General features: G+C 60.4%; 22 protein-coding genes and 1 other RNA gene. 17 read left to right on the top strand and 6 right to left on the bottom strand.

The genetic code is table 11. The features are described 5' to 3' along the window. Positions 1-37: 37 nt before the first annotated feature. The 5 genes from ACYQ6M_RS00880 to ACYQ6M_RS00860 all read right to left on the bottom strand — a co-directional run bounded on the left by ACYQ6M_RS00880 (position 38) and on the right by ACYQ6M_RS00860 (position 2,480). Positions 38-868 (bottom strand): TIGR00282 family metallophosphoesterase, encoded by an 831-nt coding sequence (locus ACYQ6M_RS00880; protein ID WP_023003453.1) that lies wholly within the window; start codon positions 866-868, stop codon positions 38-40. Positions 869-910: 42 nt separating this feature from the next. Then, positions 911-1,489: a 5-formyltetrahydrofolate cyclo-ligase gene (locus ACYQ6M_RS00875; RefSeq protein ID WP_460071597.1), complete on the bottom strand. Its 579-nt coding sequence runs from the start codon at positions 1,487-1,489 to the stop codon at positions 911-913. A 44-nt stretch (positions 1,490-1,533) separates the two neighbouring features. After that, a non-coding RNA gene (gene ssrS / locus ACYQ6M_RS00870) (6S RNA) lies at positions 1,534-1,688 on the bottom strand. A 108-nt stretch (positions 1,689-1,796) separates the two neighbouring features. After that, on the bottom strand, positions 1,797-2,177 hold the full coding sequence (locus ACYQ6M_RS00865; protein ID WP_023003457.1) for a cell division protein ZapA: 381 nt from the start codon (positions 2,175-2,177) through the stop codon (positions 1,797-1,799). 6 nt (positions 2,178-2,183) lie between these two features. Next, a complete protein-coding gene (locus ACYQ6M_RS00860; RefSeq protein WP_077291769.1) occupies positions 2,184-2,480 on the bottom strand; it encodes a DUF4164 domain-containing protein in 297 nt (98 codons plus the stop codon). Positions 2,481-2,547: 67 nt separating this feature from the next. Here ACYQ6M_RS00860 and ACYQ6M_RS00855 point away from each other — a divergent pair, with 67 nt between their 5' ends. From ACYQ6M_RS00855 to ACYQ6M_RS00775, 17 genes are all read left to right on the top strand, one after another. Beyond that, entirely contained in the window at positions 2,548-2,832 is a 285-nt protein-coding gene (locus tag ACYQ6M_RS00855) for a hypothetical protein (protein WP_077291768.1), read from the top strand. 84 nt (positions 2,833-2,916) lie between these two features. Further along, entirely contained in the window at positions 2,917-4,905 is a 1,989-nt protein-coding gene (gene tkt, locus ACYQ6M_RS00850) for a transketolase (protein WP_460071594.1), read from the top strand. Between the two features lie 144 nt (positions 4,906-5,049). Further along, positions 5,050-6,060, top strand: a complete 1,011-nt coding sequence (gene gap, locus ACYQ6M_RS00845; protein ID WP_077291767.1) for a type I glyceraldehyde-3-phosphate dehydrogenase — start codon at positions 5,050-5,052, stop codon at positions 6,058-6,060. A 163-nt stretch (positions 6,061-6,223) separates the two neighbouring features. Beyond that, positions 6,224-6,412, top strand: coding sequence for a hypothetical protein (locus ACYQ6M_RS00840; RefSeq protein WP_023003469.1), 189 nt, complete (start codon positions 6,224-6,226; stop codon positions 6,410-6,412). Positions 6,413-6,434: 22 nt separating this feature from the next. Continuing rightward, positions 6,435-6,608: a hypothetical protein gene (locus tag ACYQ6M_RS00835; RefSeq protein ID WP_023003470.1), complete on the top strand. Its 174-nt coding sequence runs from the start codon at positions 6,435-6,437 to the stop codon at positions 6,606-6,608. Positions 6,609-6,648: 40 nt separating this feature from the next. Further along, on the top strand, positions 6,649-7,272 hold the full coding sequence (locus ACYQ6M_RS00830) for a LysE family translocator (protein WP_023003471.1): 624 nt from the start codon (positions 6,649-6,651) through the stop codon (positions 7,270-7,272). Between the two features lie 28 nt (positions 7,273-7,300). Next, entirely contained in the window at positions 7,301-8,494 is a 1,194-nt protein-coding gene (locus ACYQ6M_RS00825) for a phosphoglycerate kinase (RefSeq protein WP_228871315.1), read from the top strand. Positions 8,495-8,518: 24 nt separating this feature from the next. Further along, complete coding sequence (locus tag ACYQ6M_RS00820; RefSeq protein ID WP_077291765.1) at positions 8,519-8,887, top strand: VOC family protein; 369 nt, start codon at positions 8,519-8,521, stop codon at positions 8,885-8,887. 234 nt (positions 8,888-9,121) lie between these two features. Further along, on the top strand, positions 9,122-10,189 hold the full coding sequence (gene fba, locus ACYQ6M_RS00815; protein WP_023003474.1) for a class II fructose-bisphosphate aldolase: 1,068 nt from the start codon (positions 9,122-9,124) through the stop codon (positions 10,187-10,189). Positions 10,190-10,305: 116 nt separating this feature from the next. After that, positions 10,306-10,947, top strand: a complete 642-nt coding sequence (locus ACYQ6M_RS00810) for a thiamine phosphate synthase (RefSeq protein ID WP_152509548.1) — start codon at positions 10,306-10,308, stop codon at positions 10,945-10,947. Between the two features lie 14 nt (positions 10,948-10,961). Continuing rightward, positions 10,962-12,122 carry a tetratricopeptide repeat protein gene (locus ACYQ6M_RS00805; protein WP_229004903.1) on the top strand — a complete coding sequence of 387 codons (1,161 nt, stop codon included), beginning with the start codon at positions 10,962-10,964 and terminating at the stop codon, positions 12,120-12,122. 245 nt (positions 12,123-12,367) lie between these two features. Beyond that, positions 12,368-12,931, top strand: coding sequence for an elongation factor P (efp, locus tag ACYQ6M_RS00800; protein WP_006932138.1), 564 nt, complete (start codon positions 12,368-12,370; stop codon positions 12,929-12,931). A gap of 73 nt (positions 12,932-13,004) precedes the next feature. Next, a complete protein-coding gene (locus tag ACYQ6M_RS00795; protein ID WP_077291762.1) occupies positions 13,005-13,811 on the top strand; it encodes an inositol monophosphatase family protein in 807 nt (268 codons plus the stop codon). Between the two features lie 273 nt (positions 13,812-14,084). Next, complete coding sequence (locus ACYQ6M_RS00790) at positions 14,085-15,074, top strand: flagellar motor protein MotA (RefSeq protein WP_023003478.1); 990 nt, start codon at positions 14,085-14,087, stop codon at positions 15,072-15,074. 3 nt (positions 15,075-15,077) lie between these two features. Next, on the top strand, positions 15,078-16,118 hold the full coding sequence (locus ACYQ6M_RS00785; protein WP_023003479.1) for a peptidoglycan -binding protein: 1,041 nt from the start codon (positions 15,078-15,080) through the stop codon (positions 16,116-16,118). A 103-nt stretch (positions 16,119-16,221) separates the two neighbouring features. After that, positions 16,222-16,911, top strand: a complete 690-nt coding sequence (locus ACYQ6M_RS00780) for a M50 family metallopeptidase (RefSeq protein ID WP_209171434.1) — start codon at positions 16,222-16,224, stop codon at positions 16,909-16,911. 69 nt (positions 16,912-16,980) lie between these two features. Next, positions 16,981-17,229 carry a DUF1272 domain-containing protein gene (locus ACYQ6M_RS00775; RefSeq protein ID WP_460071588.1) on the top strand — a complete coding sequence of 83 codons (249 nt, stop codon included), beginning with the start codon at positions 16,981-16,983 and terminating at the stop codon, positions 17,227-17,229. A gap of 9 nt (positions 17,230-17,238) precedes the next feature. Here ACYQ6M_RS00775 and ACYQ6M_RS00770 read toward each other — a convergent pair whose 3' ends face one another. Then, complete coding sequence (locus tag ACYQ6M_RS00770; RefSeq protein WP_460071586.1) at positions 17,239-19,032, bottom strand: TRAP transporter permease; 1,794 nt, start codon at positions 19,030-19,032, stop codon at positions 17,239-17,241. Positions 19,033-19,168: the final 136 nt, after the last annotated feature.

Below are 19,168 nucleotides of genomic sequence, written 5' to 3'. Positions count from 1 at the left end.
CCCGGAAAATCCAGCGCAGAGAAATTCTCGGCCGTGGTCAAGCCCCGTTCGGCCAGAAGGGCGGGATCACAGGCTCCAGCCGGCCGCCTATGCGAAGCGGCGCAACCCGCTCGGCAAGCCCGGTCCGATCGTCCGTCTCGATGGCGACACCGCAGATGGTCGGATCGCCTGTTGCCGGTGTGAACCGGGAGCTCGGTATCTTGCGCTGGAACCGGTTGACCGGCTCTTCCTTGTCCATGCCCAGAACGCTGTCATAAGCACCGCACATGCCCGCATCGGACATGTAGGCCGTGCCGTTTTCCAGGATCTGGTGATCGGCCGTCGGCACATGGGTGTGCGTTCCGACAACGAGACTGACCCGGCCATCCAGGAAGTGGCCCATGGCCTGTTTCTCGCTGGTGGCTTCGGCATGCATGTCGACGATGATGGCATCGGCTACATCGCCAAGCGGACATCCGTTGATGACGTTGTCGATGGCGGCAAAGGGATCGTCGAGCGCATCCATGTAAACGCGGCCCATCACATTGGCCACCATCACCCTTGCGCCGTTTCTGGCCGTGAAGAGGTGCGCACCGCGCCCCGGCGTCCCGGAGGGATAATTTACCGGGCGAAGCAGCCTGTCCTGTCGCTCGATATAGACCAGGGTGTCACGCTGGTCCCAGACGTGGTTGCCGGTGGTCACGACGTCGGCGCCCGCATCCAGAACGTCCTGCAGGATCGTCTCGGTAATGCCGAACCCGGACGCAGCGTTCTCACCGTTGACGATCACGAAATCGAGCTGGTTGCTTTCCACCAGCTCCGGCAATTGCTCAATGACGGCGGTACGGCCCACGCGGCCGACAAGATCGCCCAGAAACAGAATACGCATATATCCTCACTGGGCGGCCTGCTTCGGCGATCACTTTCGCCGTCAGCCGAACGCCCGGTACCCCTGCTCGGTCAGAATTCCATTCAACGGCTTGTCATGCGCTTCCGCGGGGACGCGGTCAACCTCCTGCACGGAAAAGGCAAGCCCGATGCACAAAAGGGGCCCGGAGTGTTGCAGCTGCGCAATTGTAATGTCGTAAAAAGCCTTGCCGTAACCGATGCGCGTGCCTTTGCCGTCAAAGCCGGCAAGCGGCATCAGAAGAACATCCGGGCGCACTTCCCCGGCAGAGGGGCCGGGTTCGGAGGTGCCGAAACCGGCGGAAACCAGTTCCGTATCCCGCTCCAGGCGGCGAAAGATGAGGCTCGGGCCGGTCATCACGGGCAGGCACAGGGGGTGCCCAAGCTGGCGCAGGCGGTCCATCAGCGGGCGCGGGTCAATTTCGTCCCGGATCGGCCAGAACCCTGCAACAACTGCTCCTGCCGGCAGCGGCAGATGTTCGGCGTGATCGCTGAGCATCAGGCTGTGTTCGATCCGCTCCACCTCCGGCATTGCCTTGCGGCGGGCAAGCACCTGCTTGCGAAGACTGTCTTTTTCGGCAGCAATAGAGGAAAGGTCGGTCATGGGGCCTCGAATAGAATGGATCGGCCCGCGTCCTGAAAAGGAAACGCGCAGCCGCCCGACCGTTGGATTTGCAATCCCGGGAAACCTACAATGTAGGTGGGCGCCGTATGCAACGGACCACGGCCCAGCGCAGGGACAGCTCCCAAGGGAATGCGTAAGGCCCCGGGGATAATGTTCCTGACGTATCGGGCAGCCGCAAGTACCGCATATAATCCGGTGCGACGGCAATTACCAGTGCGGCATGGATTTCATCACAAACGAAGTTGCGGGCACTCTCCGTTGCCGTCTGGCCGGATCGGCAGTCGCCTCAGGCGTTGTCCTGGGCCCGCAAGCTCTTGGAAAGACCGTCCGCAAGGCTTTCGATCCGAGCGGCGGCAGTATTGACGGCACGCGACAGCTCTTCCTCGTTCTGGCTCATGTTGTCGAGCGCGGCCACCTGCTGTTTCTTGGCATCGGCCAGCTGTTCTTCAAGCCGGGCGACCTTGCGCTCCAGTTCCGAAAGCTGGTCGGCCGCCATGATGCCGGCCATTACCGTCAGGCGCTGGTCGCCGATTTCGCCGAAGGCGCCTCGCAAGTCGTTGATCCAGCCATCGAAACGGGCAGCAAGGCCCATCAGGCGCTCTTCCTCGCCGTCATCGCAGGCCATGCGGAAGGACTTGCCGTTGATGGTAACCGTGATCTGAGCCATATGCGCCTAGCCTCCGTGCGCGTCGAGCACGCTGCGGATGGTTTCCATTGCCGAGACAAGCCGCCGGGAGACATCCCGGTTGGCCTCTTCCAGCCGGGAAGCCCGTGCTTCGCTTTCATCGAGTGAGGCTGCCAGTTGGGAACGGTCTTCGCCGAGCCGCTGCAGGTCATCCTGCAGGGCATTGAGCGACCTGTCTGCATCAAGACGGCGCTGGACAGCCGCTTCGAGATTGCCGACGGCTTTGTCCAGCCGCTTTACCGCATCGGCCAGGCTGGTCTTTTCCATGCAGTCGACATCCGCCATTAATTACGTCGTCCCAATCGTTCTTCTGCGGCGGTCCGCCCATTCCTTCCTAGGTCAGACTGGAGATTTGGCGCTTTCGACCCTGGAGTTGCTGCTCAAATTACGGGCATTTCAGAGAATGCGCGGCAAAGCACGTTTCACGGCGAAAAAGCAAATCTTTGTTAGAGCGTCGAGCTTAGGCACCGCAACTTCTCTCAGTCAATGCCACCATTGGCAGAATCCTCAACTCTATAACGCGTGGAAGAAAAAATTCTTCCCCGGCAATGCCCTCAAAAGACCCAAACCAGCTTTATTGACTCGGGTGCCGTTCCTGATATTTGTCTGGCGCCTGTTCGAGATTGACGAGTGTTAATTCTTGAGCAACGCACCTCAAAACAACCTTGCCGGGCTCTCTGCTTCGGCCAAGGGGGGCTCCAAAGCAAGCAACGGGACCACGATGACCGATCTTGATAAACACCAGCGCATGGCAAATGCGATCCGCTTTCTTGCCATCGATGCCGTGGAAAAGGCTAATTCCGGTCACCCCGGCCTGCCCATGGGCGCTGCGGATATCGCGACAGTTCTTTTTACCGAATTCCTGAAATTCGATCCGACATCCCCGAACTGGGCCGACCGCGACCGCTTCGTTCTGTCCGCCGGTCACGGCTCGATGCTGCTTTACAGCCTGCTGTATCTGCTGGGCTATGAAGACTTCTCCCTCGACGAGATCAAGAATTTCCGTCAGCTCGGCGCACGCACTGCCGGGCACCCGGAATACGGCCACGGCGCCGGCATTGAGACCACCACCGGCCCGCTCGGCCAGGGTCTCGGCAACGCGGTCGGCATGGCCATCGCCGAGCGCCTGCAGTCCACCCGCTTCGGCGAGGATCTTGTCGATCACTACACCTATGTGCTGGCCGGTGACGGCTGTCTCATGGAAGGCATCAGCCAGGAAGCCCTGTCGCTGGCAGGTCACCTGAAGCTCAACAAGCTGATCGTCATCTGGGACGACAACGGCATTTCCATCGACGGCAAGGTCGAAATCACCGATTCAACCGACCAGCAGGCCCGTTTTGCCGCCTCCGGCTGGAACACGCTCAGCGTCGACGGTCACGATCCGGTCGCCATTTCCGCCGCGATCCGCCAGGCACAGGCCAGCGACCGCCCGACTCTGATCGCCGCCAAGACCACCATCGGCTTCGGTGCACCGACCAAGGCAGGCACCGCGAAGGTTCACGGCTCGCCGCTTGGTGCAGACGAAATTTCCGGCACCCGTGCCGCGCTCAACTGGCCGCACGCGCCGTTTGAAGTTCCGAGCGACATTCTGGACGCCTGGCGCATTGCCGGCCTTCGCTCCGCCCAGGCTCACAAGGACTGGCAGAAGCGCTTTGCCGAAGCTGACGCCGAGACCCGCGCCGAATTCGAGCGCCGCAATCGTGGCGACCTGCCGGCCGGCTTCACCCAGGCCGTTCTGGACTACAAGAAGAAGCTCGCCGACGAACAGCCGACCATGGCGACCCGCAAGGCTTCCGAAGCTGTTCTGGGCGTCATCAACGAAGTTGTTCCGGAAACCATTGGCGGCTCCGCCGACCTTACCGGTTCCAACAACACCAAGACGCCTCAGACCGCGCCAGTCACCCCGGACGATTTCTCCGGCCGTTACATCCACTACGGCATCCGTGAACACGGCATGGCGGCAGCCATGAACGGCATGGCTCTGCACGGCGGCCTGATCCCCTATTCCGGCGGCTTCCTGATCTTCTCCGATTACTGCCGTCCGTCGATCCGTCTCGCAGCCCTCATGGGCCAGCGGGTCATTCACGTCATGACCCATGATTCCATCGGTCTTGGCGAAGACGGTCCGACCCACCAGCCGGTGGAACATTTCGCCGCCCTGCGCGCGATCCCGAACCTGACCTTCTTCCGTCCGGCCGACATCACCGAGACACTCGAGTGCTGGCAGCTGTCGCTGGAAAACCGCGACGGACCGTCGGTCCTGGCACTGACCCGTCAGAACCTGCCGTCGCTGCGCAAGACCTATGAGGAAAACAACCTCTGCGCCAAGGGTGCCTATGTGCTGATCGACAGCGACGAAGACGCGGCCGTGACCATCTTCGCGACCGGTTCGGAAGTCGAAATCGCCGTCAACGCTCAAAAGGACCTGAGCACGGCCGGCATTGCCGTGCGCGTGGTCTCCGTTCCGTCGTACGAGCTTTTCGAAGCACAGTCAGACGACTACAAGGCCGCCGTCATCGGCAACAGCCCGGTCAAGATCGCCGTTGAAGCCGGCATCCGCATGGGCTGGGACCGCTTTATTGGTGCGGACGGTATCTTTGTCGGCATGACCGGCTTTGGCGCGAGCGCGCCTTACAAGGAACTCTACGAGCATTTCGGCATCACGGCGGACGCCGTGGTTGCAGCCGCCAAGGCAAAGCTCATCGTTTAACCGAAATCAATTCCCGGCACCAAGACTTCCTCCTATGGTGCCGGGCCTACGGGCACATCAAGTGCTTTTCAAGTGACCACATTATGTGGTTTTTAAATCGGTTTAGCCCCTTCTGAGGCACACCGAAGATTGCGGGAGTGGATTATGGTAACCAAGGTAGCAATCAATGGATTTGGACGCATCGGCCGCAACGTGCTGCGTGCGATCATCGAATCCGGCCGCACCGACATTGAAGTCGTTGCGATCAACGATCTCGGCCCGGTCGAGACCAACGCGCATCTGCTGCGTTACGACAGCGTGCACGGCCGTTTCCCAGCGGAGGTCAAGGTCGATGGCGACACCATTTCCGTCGGTGGCGGCAAGCCGATCAAGGTGACCGCGATCCGCGACCCGAAGGAACTGCCCTGGGGCGAGCTTGGCGTTGAAGTCGCCATGGAATGCACCGGCATCTTCACCGCCAAGGAAAAGGCCTCCATGCATCTGGAAGCCGGCGCCAAGCGCGTTCTGGTCTCCGCCCCGGCCGACGGCGCCGACAAGACCATCGTCTACGGTGTCAACCACGATGCGCTGACCGCAAACGACCTGGTCGTATCCAACGCGTCCTGCACCACCAACTGCCTGTCCCCGGTCGCCTATGTGCTGAACGAAACCATCGGCATTGAAAAAGGTTTCATGACCACGATCCACTCGTACACCGGTGACCAGCCGACGCTGGACACCATGCACAAGGATCTCTACCGCGCCCGTGCTGCGGCCATGTCCATGATCCCGACCTCCACCGGCGCTGCAAAGGCCGTCGGCCTGGTACTGCCAGACCTGGCCGGCAAGATGGACGGTGTGGCCATTCGTGTCCCGACGCCGAACGTTTCCGTGGTCGACCTGAACTTCATCGCCAAGCGCGACACCACCGTTGAGGAAATCAACGAAGCCATCAAGGCAGCCGCAAACGGCAAACTGAAGGGCGTGCTCGGCTACACCGAAGACAAGCTGGTTTCGATGGACTTCAACCATGACAGCCATTCCTCGGTCTTCCATTGCGACCAGACCAAGGTCATGGACGGCACTTTCGTGCGCATCCTGTCCTGGTACGACAACGAATGGGGCTTCTCCAACCGCATGGCCGACACGGCCGTGGCGATGGCAAAGCTCATCTGATCCCTGCCTTCGAAAGACGCCGGTTCATCCGGCGTCTTTTTTGTCGGTATGGATGTCTTTCCGGCAAAGCCGCAAAAAACTTTCTCGATTCAGGCATAGCCCCGGGGCAAAGGTCATGTAGACTGGAGCTGCAGACTTGCAGTTCAATCCTGGAGACGCCGTCATGACCGCTCTACTGGTCATTCTTGGGTCGTTGTTCGCGGTTGGTTGCCTAGTGGGTTTCGGGTTCTACTGGCTCGATATGAAGCGGGACAACGAACGGTTCCCTTCAGATCAGGACGATGAGCCTGACATGGGCAGCCTCAATACCGATGTCTTGCGAAAGCCGGATTCCCCGGCTGGAAATTCCTGAGTCCAATTGAAGGATCCTGACCATGACCACGCTGACTTTTCTGATCGTATTTGTTGTCCTGATCGGCGTCGGCTTCTATTTCGTGGAACGGTCGAAGGAACGCTCCGCAAGAAACACCAAACGGTCCTGGCAGCCGGATGTTGACGGACAAAAGTCCGAAACGATGGCCAACCTTCAATCACCGCCAGATCGATAACTCTCCCTGTTCGATCCTTATCCTTCCCGGAGTTCCCTGCTTGCTCGAACTGCTCACCGTCATTTCGCTGACCGTCGTGGTCGCAATCGTTCCCGGGCCCGACTTTGCCGTTGTCCTGCGCAATGCCCTCATCGGCGGACGGCTCGCCGGCATCATGACTGCGCTCGGCATCGCGCTGGCCCTCGGCGTACACGTCACTTACGCACTGGCGGGTATCGGCCTGATCGTTTCCCAGTCGATCCTGCTCTTCAACGCGCTGAAACTGATCGGCGCTGCCTACCTCGTTTTCCTGGGCGTCACCATGTACCGCACGGCATCCAAGGAAATGCCGGCCGACGGTGCCCTGTCCGGCATGTCGCCCTTCCGCGCGCTTCGCTGGGGCTTCTTCACCAACGTGACCAATCCGAAAGCCACCATGTTCGCCCTTTCGGTGTTTCTGCAGGTGACGTCTCCCGAAACGCCGCTCTGGACCCAGATCGGTTATGGCGTGATCATGGCGGGCGGCGTGTTCCTTTGGTTTGTTCTGGTGACCGTCTTCTTCACACTTCCCGCCGTACGCCTCAAGTTCATGCGTGCCAAGCTCTGGATGGAACGGTCCTTCGGCATTCTCCTGACCTTGTTCGGCATCGGCATCGCCGTTTCCACCAACTCCAGCCGTCCTTGAAGACGGGCGATTTCCAACAGGTAAATCAATGGCTTTCAAAACTCTCGATGATCTGACTGACATTGCAGGCAAACGCGTTCTGGTCCGCGTCGACCTCAACGTGCCGATGGACGGCGGCAAGGTTTCCGATACCACCCGTATCGAGCGGGTCCTGCCGACCATCCGCGAACTGTCCGACAAGAAGGCAAAGGTCATCCTGCTCGCCCATTTCGGCCGCCCGAAGGGCGCGCGCGTTGCCGACATGTCGCTCGGCCCGGTCGCCCTGGCGGTTGCCGGCCTGCTTGGCAGACCCGTGGTCTTTGCAGACGACTGCATCGGCCAGGCGGCAAAGGATGCTGTCGACGTCATGGTCGATGGCGATGTCCTGCTGCTGGAAAACACCCGCTTCCATGCCGGTGAAGAAAAGAACGACCAGGACTTCGCCAAGGCTCTGGCCGCCAACGGCGACATCTATGTCAACGACGCCTTTTCGGCGGCACACCGGGCCCACGGCTCCACAGAGGGCATTGCCCGGCTTCTGCCAGCCTATGCAGGCCGCACCATGCAGGCGGAACTTGAAGCCCTGGGCTCCGCGCTCGGCAATCCTGTTCGTCCGGTTCTCGCCGTTGTCGGCGGTGCGAAAGTTTCTTCCAAGATCGATCTGCTGGAAAACCTCGTTGCCAAGGTCGACATGCTTGTTATCGGCGGCGGCATGGCCAACACCTTCCTGGCCGCACAAGGCACGGACGTCGGCAAGTCGCTGTGCGAGCATGATCTGGCTGAAACCGCAAAACGCATCATGACCGCAGCCGACAAGGCCGGTTGTGAGATCGTCTTGCCTGCCGATGCCGTTGTTGCCAGGGAATTCAAGGCCGGCGCTGACAACGAAACTGTTTCGCTCGACGCCATCCCGGCAGACGGCATGATCCTCGATGTCGGTGCGGCATCCATCGAAACGGTGAAAACCAAGATCGACGCCGCCAAGACCCTGGTCTGGAATGGCCCCCTGGGCGCGTTCGAGATCGCCCCGTTCGACACCGCAACCGTTGCGGCTGCCAAGCATGCCGCTGCCAACACCAAGGCGGGCAAGCTGAATTCCGTGGCCGGTGGCGGCGATACCGTTGCAGCGCTCAACCACGCGGGAGCGGCTGACGATTTCTCCTATGTCTCCACAGCCGGCGGCGCCTTCCTGGAATGGCTGGAAGGCAAGGAACTGCCGGGGGTGAAGGCACTCGAAGCCTGACATCGAAGTGGGGTGAAATCTGTCATGCAACGCTGTTTCACCAACATCCTGACCGAGGAGGTCGCCGCAACGGCGGCCTTCTATCAGGACCTCCTGGGCCTGCAGCCGCAATTCGTGTCCGACTGGTTTGTAAACCTTGCCGATGCCGATAACCCGGCCCTCGAGCTGGGCATCCTGAAACAGACCAGCGAGATTGTCCCGGCACGTGCCCAGCGCGCCACCGCAGGAGTGATCCTGACCTTTGTCGTCGACGACTGTTCAACGGTATACGAGCGTGCCCTGACACTCGGTGTGAACGTGGTCGAGGCACCTCGCGAAATGCCCTATGGCCAGATGAGGATGATTGTCAGAGATCCGGCCGGAACATTTGTCGATATCAGTTCGCCGGTTTAATACTCGCCGGGCGGTGGTGCCGACCGCCTCAATTTAATTCGATCCGCAAATTAAATCTGCCAACACGATTTCCGGCAGACCCTTGTATTTTAATTGATTTAAGCGAAGCTGGCCCTCTTTAAATGGCCACAAATATTGTTAGAACCAGCGGGACTTGACGCACCGCAAAATAGGTGTCGTGATTTTTCGCGAACCTTGTCGGCTCATTGGAACCGGACCCTCTGGAGATTTTTGATGGCACGTATCACCCTCCGCCAGCTTCTTGATCATGCTGCTGAACACGACTACGGCGTTCCGGCGTTCAATATCAACAACATGGAGCAGGCACTGGCGATCATGGCTGCGGCGGACCAGACCGACGCCCCGGTTATCATCCAGGCCTCCCGCGGTGCCAGGTCCTATGCCCACGACGTGATGCTGAAGCACATGATGGACGCCGTCGTGGAAATCTATCCGCATATTCCGGTCTGCGTGCATCTGGACCACGGCAATGCTCCGCAAACCTGCATGACGGCCATCCAGGCCGGCTTCACCTCTGTGATGATGGACGGTTCCCTTGAAGCCGACGGCAAGACCCCGGCAAACTGGGACTACAACGTCGGCGTCACCAAGACCGTGACCGACATGTCCCATCTGGGCGGCATCTCCGTTGAGGGTGAACTCGGTGTTCTGGGGTCTCTTGAAACCGGCATGGGCGACAAGGAAGACGGCCACGGCGCGGAAGGCAAGCTCAGCCATGACCAGCTACTGACCGACCCGGAAGAAGCCGTCAAGTTCGTGCAGGAAACCAAGGTCGACGCTCTTGCCATCGCCATGGGTACCAGCCACGGTGCCTACAAGTTCACCCGCAAGCCGGACGGCGAAATCCTTGCCATGCATGTGATCGAGGAAATTCACCGCCGCCTGCCGGAAACCCACCTTGTCATGCATGGGTCGTCTTCCGTGCCGCAGGACCTGCAGGACATCATCAACCAGTATGGTGGCCAGATGCCGCAGACCTGGGGTGTGCCGGTGGAAGAAATCCAGCGCGGCATCAAGAACGGTGTGCGCAAGGTCAACATCGACACCGATAACCGCATGGCGATGACCGGTCAGATCCGCAAGATCCTGAGCGAGAACCCGGGCGAGTTCGATCCGCGCAAATATCTGAAGCCTGCCCGCGATGCCATGCAGAAGCTGTGCATCGAGCGTCTGGAAGCCTTCAACACGGCCGGCCAGGCGTCCAAGATCAAGAAGATCGTTACGCTTGCCGACATGGCGAAACGCTATCAGTCTGGCGAACTGGATCCGAAGATCGCCTGATTTTCGGCCGGACCGGCAGAGAAATTCTTTCACTTTATTGAAAGAGGGGCCTTGCGTCCCTCTTTCGCCGTCTTTAGGGACAAAATCCCGATCAGACATCAATCAGGACCGCACAAGTGAACCGTCCCCGCCTCTTTCTCGTGACGCCGCCGGAATTTGACACCGCCGACATGGCGGCAAAGCTCAAACAGGCCTTCACCGGTGGTGACATCGCTTGCGTGATGATCTACCGCCCTGGCGCCAGCACCAAGGATCTGCAAGCCGCTGCCAGCGAACTTGTTCCGATCATCCAGGAAGGCGGTGCGGCGGCCATCGTCTATCGCGATACCCAGGCAGCCGGCCGCAGCGGCGCCGACGGCGTCCACGTCGACACCTCGCTGGAAGACCTGAAGCTGGCCGTGGAAAGCTTCAAACCCGATCGTATCGTCGGCACCGGCGGCACCAAGCTGAAGCATGATTCCATGGAATGGGCCGAAACCGGGGTCGACTACATCTTCTTCGGCAAGCTGGACCTGCCTGAAAAAGCCGAGGCCCATGACAGAACCCTGTCCAGCGCCTCCTGGTGGGCAGAACTGTTCGAAACACCCTGCGTCGCACTTGCCGGCAACACGCTAGAAACTCTGGGAGACGTTGCCGCGACCGGAGCAGATTTTGTTGCCCTCAAGGATGCTGCCTGGCAATCGGACACGGATATTTCATCCGTGATTGCCGAAGCCAATCGTATTCTGGACGCCCATCCCTTTCCTGAAGTCGAATAGCGAGAGCTGGATGCATGCCGACACCTGAAACGAGCCTACGCCGGAAACTTCACGCCCCCTTTCTGCTTGCGGCAGGGTTGCTGGCAGCTGGAATGCTGTCATCCGTGTCGTTTTCTCCGGCCATTGCCCAGGACAACACCGGCACCAGCGAAACAACAGAGGCCGGTGAGGCAGCGCCAGAGCCGGACGTACCAGTAGGCCCGGATGGCAAACCGTTACCGGTGCTGATCGACGTCACGACCAAGGACAAGACACTGCTGAGCATTGTCGACGCGGGTCCGCCGAAACTGGAAGAAGGCGAAGTCGCCAACGCTGATACCGCGTACACCGCTTTTCAACGCGGCTGGTTCCTGACCGCGCTCGGTCTTGCGACCCCTTTGGCGGAACAGGGCGACAAGGCCGCCCAAGCCCTGCTAGGCGTGCTGCACGAAGCCGGGCTCGGCATACATCAGGACAAGGCCAAGGCTGCCGACTGGTACAGCCTGGCCGCCGCCAAGGGTGATACCGGCTCTGCCATGCAGCTGGCCCAGCTCTATCTGCTCGGCACCGGTGTCGAAGTCGACAAGAAGAAGGCAGCGGACCTGTTCGAAGAGGCTGCCAACGCGGGCAATGCGTCTGCGCTCTACAATCTCGCCCTGCTCTACGAGGAAGGCGAAGGCCGCCCCTTCGACGAGAAGAAATCGCGAGAACTTCTGGAAGAAGCCGCCCAGCTAAACGATCCGGAAGCGCAATACGCGCTCGGCCTTTCCTATCTGGAAGCCCAGACCGGGCTGAACGACCCCGGCCTGGGTGCGTTCTGGCTTGGCCGTGCAGCCCGCCGCGGACACACCTCCGCGCAGGTTTACTACGGCATTCTGCGGTTCCAGGGTAAGGGCGTCGATCCGAACGAGACGGAAGCCGCCGACTGGTTCGAGCGGGCCGCCACGTCCGGCAACCCGGTCGCGATGAACCGGCTGGCACGGACCTATGCCTACGGCCGTGGTCGGGAACAGGATTTTGCCGCCGCAGCGGGCTGGCACCTGATTGCCCGCACCTTGGGTGTTTCCGATTTCTCGCTCGACCGGATTATCGAAAGTCTGGACGAAACAACAATGGATGAAGCGCGCAAGCTGGCCGAACAATATTCGGCCACATTGATGGCCCCGTCGGAGGAGCCCGGCAAGGAATCTCCGTAAACCTTGCGAGGAAGCGCGGAATCGTAAGGATGTTTGCCTTTTTTCCTTGAACTCCACCGGCTTTTGTGGTGGACAGGCGCGAGCAAATTTCAGGCGCATCGGCGGCCCGCCGGTCTCGCCCTGCTAAAGGTTCTGTTGAGTTTTGGAGTTTTGTCGTGGTTTGGGTGGAGTTTCCACCGGACGCGGCGGATTTCTAATGGTCAACAGACCCTAAGATCCAAACAAATCAAACAGTCGGTCGTTCCATGAAAATCAACGGAAACGAAATAAAGCCCGGTAACGTGCTTCAGCACCAGGACACGCTTTGGGCGGTTGTCAAAGTCCAACACGTCAAGCCAGGCAAAGGCGGTGCCTTCGCACAGGTTGAAATGAAAAACCTGCTCGATGGCCGCAAGCTCAACGAGCGTTTCCGCTCCGAAGACAAGGTCGAGCGCGTCCGTCTGGAGCAGAAAGACTTCCAGTATCTCTTCACCCAGGAAGACATGCTGATTTTCATGGACACCGAAACCTACGAGCAGCTGGAACTTCAGGCTGATTTCGTCGGCGACCGCGCCGCTTTCCTGCAGGACGGCATGATGGTGACCGTCGAACTGCATGAAGAGCGCCCGATCGGCATCACCCTGCCGCAGTTCGTGACCCTGGAAATCCGGGAAGCCGACGCAGTGGTGAAGGGCCAGACCCAGTCTTCGTCCTACAAGCCCGCGCTCATGGAAAACGGCGTCCGCGTGATGGTACCTCCGTTCATCACCGCCGGCGAAAAGATCATCGTCGACACCGGTTCACTGGAGTACGTCCGCCGCGCGGACTGATCTCCTCCCGGCAAGACTTCAAATTGGCGCGCCCGGATTTTGCCGGGCGGCACCCAACAACAAGTGACAAACAATGGCCCGCACAGCTCTCCTCAACGTGATGGTTCAAGCCGCAACGAAAGCCGGACGCTCTCTGGTTCGCGATTTCGGTGAAGTAGAAAACCTTCAGGTGTCCCGCAAGGGACCCGGCGATTTCGTCTCGGCTGCAGACCGCCGCGCCGAGGACATTGTGCGCGCTGAACTGACCAAGGCCCGCCCGACCTTCGGGCTGGTCATGGAAGAAAGCGGTGAAGTTGAAGGAACCGACGGCCAGCATCGCTGGCATGTCGACCCGCTCGACGGCACCACCAACTTCCTGCACGGCATTCCAATCTTCGCCACCTCCATCGCACTGGAACGGGCTGGCGAGATCGTGGCCGGGGTCATCTACAATCCGGTGATGGATGAGCTCTACACCGCTGAACGCGGTCGCGGCGCCTTCCTGAACGACCGTCGCCTGCGGGTTGCCGGCCGCACCGAATTGCATGAGATGGTATTCGGCACCGGCCTGCCCTTCATCGGGTCGGGCGACCATGGCCGGACACTGCGCGAGCTGCGCTACATCATGCCGGAAGTCGCTGGCATCCGCCGCTGCGGCGCGGCTGCCCTCGATCTTGCCTGGACCGCGTCCGGCCGTCTCGACGGCTTCTGGGAGCGCAACCTGAACAGCTGGGACATTGCGGCCGGCCTCCTGATGGTGCGCGAAGCCGGTGGTTTCGTCACCGATCTTCAGGGCAAGAACAAGATGCTGGAAAGCGGCGATGTGGTTGTCGGCAACGAAGACGCCCACAAATACCTGCTTCAGCTTCTGAAAAAGGCGGCAACCCCGGCTCAGGGCTGATTGCCTCCAGCGCTTCCCGGCAGCACCGCGACGCGAACACCCTCATCTTCGAAAAGCGCATCACGCTGACCTGAAAGATGTGCGGCGCAAACCGCCCACCCCGGGAGACGGGACCCACGGCCCGTCTCTTCATGAGAAGGCCTTTGGATAAACCCGGCGGTTTTCGGGCTTTCCAGACTTTATTCGGGCCTCTTCGGCAATTCGAGGTTTCCAAGCCGTTAAAAATCACGCTATCAATCAGTTACGTCCAATTCAGGTGATTGATAACGCAATATGGCCCGTGAATTTGACCCCTACAGCCTGTCCAGTCCGCGGGCCTATCTGACCTTCATGATCATCTTTCTGGTGATCGTTGCCTTCATCGCCTTCATCCTGTTCCCGCAGATTTCGACGGCCTTCATGAGCAACCCGGGTCTGAATGGCCTGATCGTGCTTGTCGGCGTGTTCGGTGTGCTGCTGCTCTTCGGCCGCGTGATCCGACTGTTCCCGGAAATCTCCTGGGTCAACAGTTTCCGGATCGGCGACCCGGGCCTCGACACGCGTTCGCCGGTGCTGCTGGCGCCGATGGCTGCCCTGCTCGGCAACAAGTCCGGCGACATGGCCCTGACGCCAACCACCGCCCGTTCGATCCTCGATTCCATCGGAATGCGTCTTGAGGAAAGCCGCGAGATGTCGCGCTACCTCACAGGCCTCCTGGTTTTCCTCGGCCTGCTCGGCACGTTCTGGGGCCTGCTGCAGACCGTCAGCTCGGTCGGCGCGACCATCCAGTCGCTCGACGTCGGTTCGGGTGATGCCAACGTTATCTTCGAGGACCTGAAAGCAGGCCTGGAAGCGCCGCTGTCCGGCATGGGCACGGCCTTCTCGTCCTCGCTCTTCGGTCTGACGGGCTCGCTTGTGCTCGGCTTCCTGGATCTGCAGGCGGGACAGGCCCAGAACCGGTTCTACAACGAGCTGGAAGACTGGCTGTCCACGGTTACTGACATCGATCCGGAAGAAAGCCTGTTCAATGCCCCGGATTCACCCGGCGTCGAACAGATACAGGCCTCGATCTCCGCCCTGCAGAAAAGCGTTGAGGAAGGCGGAAGCAAGAATGCCAACCAGGCCATGGCCAATCTGGCCGAAGGCATTCAGGGCCTGGTGAAACACGTTCGCTCCGAACAGCAGATGATGCGCGACTGGGCCGAGGCCCAGGGCGAACAGCAAAAGCGCATCGAAGGGCTCCTGTCCTCGATCGCCGCCGCTTTCGACCGCGCGAAGGAGTAGACGATGGCCGGACTGGCAGGATTGCGCGCTCGCCGAAGGGCCCAGTCGACCGATTACTGGCCCGGCTTCGTTGATGCCATGGCGACACTGCTGCTCGTCATCATCTTCCTGCTGTCCATCTTCATGATCGCCCAGTTCTTCCTGTCGCAGCAGCTATCGGGCCGCGACACGGTGCTGAACCGGCTGAATGCCCAGATCAGCGAGCTGACGGAGCTTCTCGCCCTGGAGCGCGCCAATTCCGGGGAGCTGGAAGACACGATCCTCGGCCTGCAGGCCAGCCTTTCCGATGCACAGAGCGAACAGACCCGGCTGCTTGGCCTTCTGGAAAACAGTTCCGGTGCAGCCGATGCGGCCGGCGGACGCGCCACCCAGCTGGAAAACCTGCTCGACGACGAACGTCAGATCAGCCAGGACGCCCTTGCCCAGGTGGAGCTGCTCAATCAGCAGATCGCGGCACTACGCCGCCAGATAGCTGCCGCTAACGCTGCTCTTGAAGCTTCCGAGGCAAAGGAAGCCGACAGCCAGGCCAAGATCGCCAGCCTCGGCAAGAGGCTGAACGCCGCACTGGTTCAGCGCGTGCAGGAACTGTCGCGCTACCGCTCGGACTTCTTCGGTCGCCTGCGCGAAATCCTGTCCCAGCGTTCCGACATCTCCGTCGTTGGCGACCGGTTCGTGTTCCAGTCCGAAGTGCTTTTCGACAGCGGTCAGGAAGACATCAATCCGGAAGGCCGGCAGGAACTCGACAAGCTCGCAGACGCCATCCAGGAACTCAGCGGTCAGATCCCGGACGAGATCAACTGGGTGCTGCGTGTTGACGGGCACACCGACGCCCGCCCCCTGTCGGGCACCGGACGCTTGCGTAACAACTGGGAACTCTCCGCCGCCCGCGCCATTTCCGTGGTCCGCTACCTGATCGAACGCGGCGTCGACCCCAAGCGGCTTGTCGCAGCCGGGTTCGGCGAATTCCAGCCGCTGGAAGAAGGGGAAACACCGGACGCTTTGGCCAAGAACCGCCGGATCGAACTGAAACTGACGGAACGCTGAGACTCACGTCAGCTTAACGGATCCTGAGGAATGCACGCGTGATGTCGGGCGAACCAGGCATGCCGGCTTGACTTTTCCGCCCTCAGACGGACTTTTCAATTTCATGCAGATCCTCAAAGGCCATTGGCAGCTCATCCTCATTACCGCCGTGATGTTCCTCTTCTGGAACACCTTCCTGGTCGTGCCCTTGAAGATCCTGATCGTCTATCTGCATGAATTGTCCCACGCGCTGGCGGCCATCCTGACCGGTGGTTCCGTGGAGGAAATCTCTCTCTCGCCTTGGCAGGGTGGCCATGCGATCACACGCGGTGGCAGCCGGTTCCTGACGCTGACGGCCGGGTATCTCGGCTCACTTGCCATCGGCATGGCACTCTTGATGATTGCCCTGAAAACAAATGCAGACCGCATCGTGCTGGGCCTGCTCGGTGCCTTCACCTTGTTGGTCGCGCTGCTCTATATCCGCGACCTCTTTGCCCTTGCCTTCTGCATCGGCACCGGCGTGGCCATGCTGGCGGCGGCCCGGTTCCTCAGTGTCACGGTCAACGACCTGATTCTGCGCGTCATCGGCCTGACCAGCATCCTCTACGTGCCTTTCGACATTTTCGACGACACCATCCGTCGCTCAGGTGCCCGTTCCGATGCCTACATGCTGGCGGAAGAGTTTGGCGGCCCCACGATTTTCTGGGGTGCACTCTGGCTGCTGGCAAGCCTAGCCATCATCTACCTGTGCCTCAGACACGGCCTCGGGAAGAGCAGCAACGTCGATTTCGGAAAGCGCGTTCAAAAGAGCTAGCGATTGCCGCTTGACCTCACCGACCGCAACGGATGACCCTTGACGGACAAATCCTTACCGGAGACCGCCATGCTGGATCTGCGCCCCAATTGTGAATGCTGCAACAAGGACCTTCCACCGGAATCGGAAGAAGCCTTTATCTGTACTTTCGAATGTACGTTCTGTGAGGCCTGCGCCCGAAACGTCCTCAATGGCGCGTGCCCCAACTGCGGCGGCAATTTTCAGCAACGCCCAATTCGGCCGGCAGCAGCCCTGCTGCGCCACCCAGCTTCGACACAACGAATTTTCAAGCCGGAAGGCTGTGGCCAGGGCACCTAGGGCGACTGACTAGAGCAGATTGCCCCCGACAAAGATAATCAGAAGGCCTGCGCTGCTTGCAGCCAGTCTCTGCAGGGGCTTCCTGAAGCCTATGACACCGTAGGAAACAAGGCCCAGCCCGAGGCCGATCTTGGCCGCGGCAAGCAGCGCCGGCAGCGGGCGGGCCGCAAGCTCCAGCACCGCCGGATTGGCGACCATGGCCAGAGGAATGATGTAGAGGCCAATGCCGAGCGCCATGGCGGAAAGAGCGACCTTCAGCCAGTTTTCACCAATCATCCCGGCGGCGATGAAGACGGCTCCGCAGACAGGCGGCGTGATGGTCGACAGCAGTGCGAACCAGAAGACGAAAAGATGCGCCTGCAAGGGTTCCAACCCCTGCTGCATCAAGGCCGGTCCGGCAACGGAAACACAGATGACATAGGCCGCGGTCGTCGGCACTTCCATACCGAGGATCAGACAGGCAAGCGCGGTCAGGAACAAGGACGGCCACAGGTATCCACCCGACCCGGACAGAATGAGCGAGGTGATCTTGACGCCGAGCCCGGTGATCGCCAGCACACCGATGATGATCGATGCACAGACGATGATCGCCGCGATGACCGATACCTGACGGGCCGAGTTCAAAGCCGCGCTTTCCAGCCGCAGCAGGATGTCCTTGAGTGCAAAGGTTCCTTGGGCGTTGAAGAAAAGCAGCGCGAAACCGGCCAGAATGGCAATGCAGGCCGCGTATTGCGGTGTATAGCGCGCGACGAACATGCCCCACAGCAGCACGGAGAACGGCACCAGGAAGAAGGCTGAGGTAATGGCCACCTGGCGCATTTGCGGCTGATCGCCCTGGTCGATGGCAGCAAGGTCATACCGCTTGGCATAGGCATTGATGCCCACCCAGACCGCGAAGAAATAAAGAATTGCAGGCAGCAAGGCCGCTGCCATGATCTGGGTATAGGGCACCCGTGTCAGCTCCACCATGACGAAGGCCCCTGCCCCCATCAAAGGCGGCATGATCTGGCCGCCGGAGGACGCAACTGCCTCGACGGCTGCCGCCAGTTTTTTAGGGTAGCCGAGCCGCGTCATGGCCGGAAGAGTGATTGCACCGGTGGAAGCCACATTGGCAGACGCGGAGCCTGAAATGGAGCCGAACAGCGCCGAAGACAACACGGACACCTTGGCCGCCCCGCCCTTGAGCCGGCCTGCCGCCGCAGCAGCGACGTTCATGAACCCTTGTCCGGCTTCTCCGGCATTCAGAACAGCGCCGAAAATCACGAAAATGGCGACCACGCCCACCGAGACACCGGTCAGGCTTCCCCAGACCCCGCCTTCAGCAATGGTCAGCGTGCCGAGAAAACTCGCAAGCGGCGTGCCGGAGTGACCGAATTCACCCGGAATATGCTGACCGAACATGCCATAGGCCAGTGCCAGCGCCGCCACCACCGGCAGCGGCCAGCCGATTGCGCGACGCGCGCCCTCAAGCACAACCAGCAACAGGGTGCCGGCCATCCAGAACTGGAAGTCACCTTCCAGAAAGCCGTATTGGTCCGAAAGCGCGGACTGGTTGGCCACGATCCACAGACAGACGGCCACACCTGCAGCACACAGGATTGCACCGCTCACGCGCGTGAGAAAACCGCCTTTGGCAAAGATGAAGATCCATGGCAGGGCAAGTGCAAGATGAAGCGGCCGGCTGACGAGGTTCGGCACCAGACCGGAGAAGATCAGCCCGAGATGAAATACGACAAGCGCCGTTGCGAGAAGAAGCATGGCCATTCGCTGGAAGGGCGATGTCGCGGTGTCACCACTGATCATGGGCTGGTATTTCTATCTGGTTGCGCAGCTTATCTGCCGAAGGGGCGACATGCCGCTGCACGGTTTCATTCTGTCAGAGCGCTCTCCCGCGCAAGGCAGGGAACTGATGCTTTTGGACAGTCCTGGAAGGGCCCGT

This window comes from Roseibium sp. ROS1 (assembly GCF_054658215.1).
The sequence above is the reverse complement of the archived record's forward strand: the minus strand, read 5'-3'. Positions and strand labels throughout refer to the sequence as shown.

Bases quoted from the DNA above. Each gene is read 5' to 3' on its own strand.
- ACYQ6M_RS00880 (WP_023003453.1), bottom strand. From the start codon at position 868: ATGCGTATTCTGTTTCTGGGCGATCTTGTCGGCCGCGTGGGCCGTACC.
- ACYQ6M_RS00875 (WP_460071597.1), bottom strand. From the start codon at position 1,489: ATGACCGACCTTTCCTCTATTGCTGCCGAAAAAGACAGTCTTCGCAAG.
- ACYQ6M_RS00865 (WP_023003457.1), bottom strand. From the start codon at position 2,177: ATGGCTCAGATCACGGTTACCATCAACGGCAAGTCCTTCCGCATGGCC.
- ACYQ6M_RS00860 (WP_077291769.1), bottom strand. From the start codon at position 2,480: ATGGCGGATGTCGACTGCATGGAAAAGACCAGCCTGGCCGATGCGGTA.
- tkt (WP_460071594.1), top strand. From the start codon at position 2,917: ATGACCGATCTTGATAAACACCAGCGCATGGCAAATGCGATCCGCTTT.
- gap (WP_077291767.1), top strand. From the start codon at position 5,050: ATGGTAACCAAGGTAGCAATCAATGGATTTGGACGCATCGGCCGCAAC.
- ACYQ6M_RS00840 (WP_023003469.1), top strand. From the start codon at position 6,224: ATGACCGCTCTACTGGTCATTCTTGGGTCGTTGTTCGCGGTTGGTTGC.
- ACYQ6M_RS00835 (WP_023003470.1), top strand. From the start codon at position 6,435: ATGACCACGCTGACTTTTCTGATCGTATTTGTTGTCCTGATCGGCGTC.
- ACYQ6M_RS00825 (WP_228871315.1), top strand. From the start codon at position 7,301: ATGGCTTTCAAAACTCTCGATGATCTGACTGACATTGCAGGCAAACGC.
- ACYQ6M_RS00820 (WP_077291765.1), top strand. From the start codon at position 8,519: ATGCAACGCTGTTTCACCAACATCCTGACCGAGGAGGTCGCCGCAACG.
- fba (WP_023003474.1), top strand. From the start codon at position 9,122: ATGGCACGTATCACCCTCCGCCAGCTTCTTGATCATGCTGCTGAACAC.
- ACYQ6M_RS00805 (WP_229004903.1), top strand. From the start codon at position 10,962: ATGCCGACACCTGAAACGAGCCTACGCCGGAAACTTCACGCCCCCTTT.
- efp (WP_006932138.1), top strand. From the start codon at position 12,368: ATGAAAATCAACGGAAACGAAATAAAGCCCGGTAACGTGCTTCAGCAC.
- ACYQ6M_RS00795 (WP_077291762.1), top strand. From the start codon at position 13,005: ATGGCCCGCACAGCTCTCCTCAACGTGATGGTTCAAGCCGCAACGAAA.
- ACYQ6M_RS00790 (WP_023003478.1), top strand. From the start codon at position 14,085: ATGGCCCGTGAATTTGACCCCTACAGCCTGTCCAGTCCGCGGGCCTAT.
- ACYQ6M_RS00785 (WP_023003479.1), top strand. From the start codon at position 15,078: ATGGCCGGACTGGCAGGATTGCGCGCTCGCCGAAGGGCCCAGTCGACC.
- ACYQ6M_RS00780 (WP_209171434.1), top strand. From the start codon at position 16,222: ATGCAGATCCTCAAAGGCCATTGGCAGCTCATCCTCATTACCGCCGTG.
- ACYQ6M_RS00775 (WP_460071588.1), top strand. From the start codon at position 16,981: ATGCTGGATCTGCGCCCCAATTGTGAATGCTGCAACAAGGACCTTCCA.
- ACYQ6M_RS00770 (WP_460071586.1), bottom strand. From the start codon at position 19,032: ATGATCAGTGGTGACACCGCGACATCGCCCTTCCAGCGAATGGCCATG.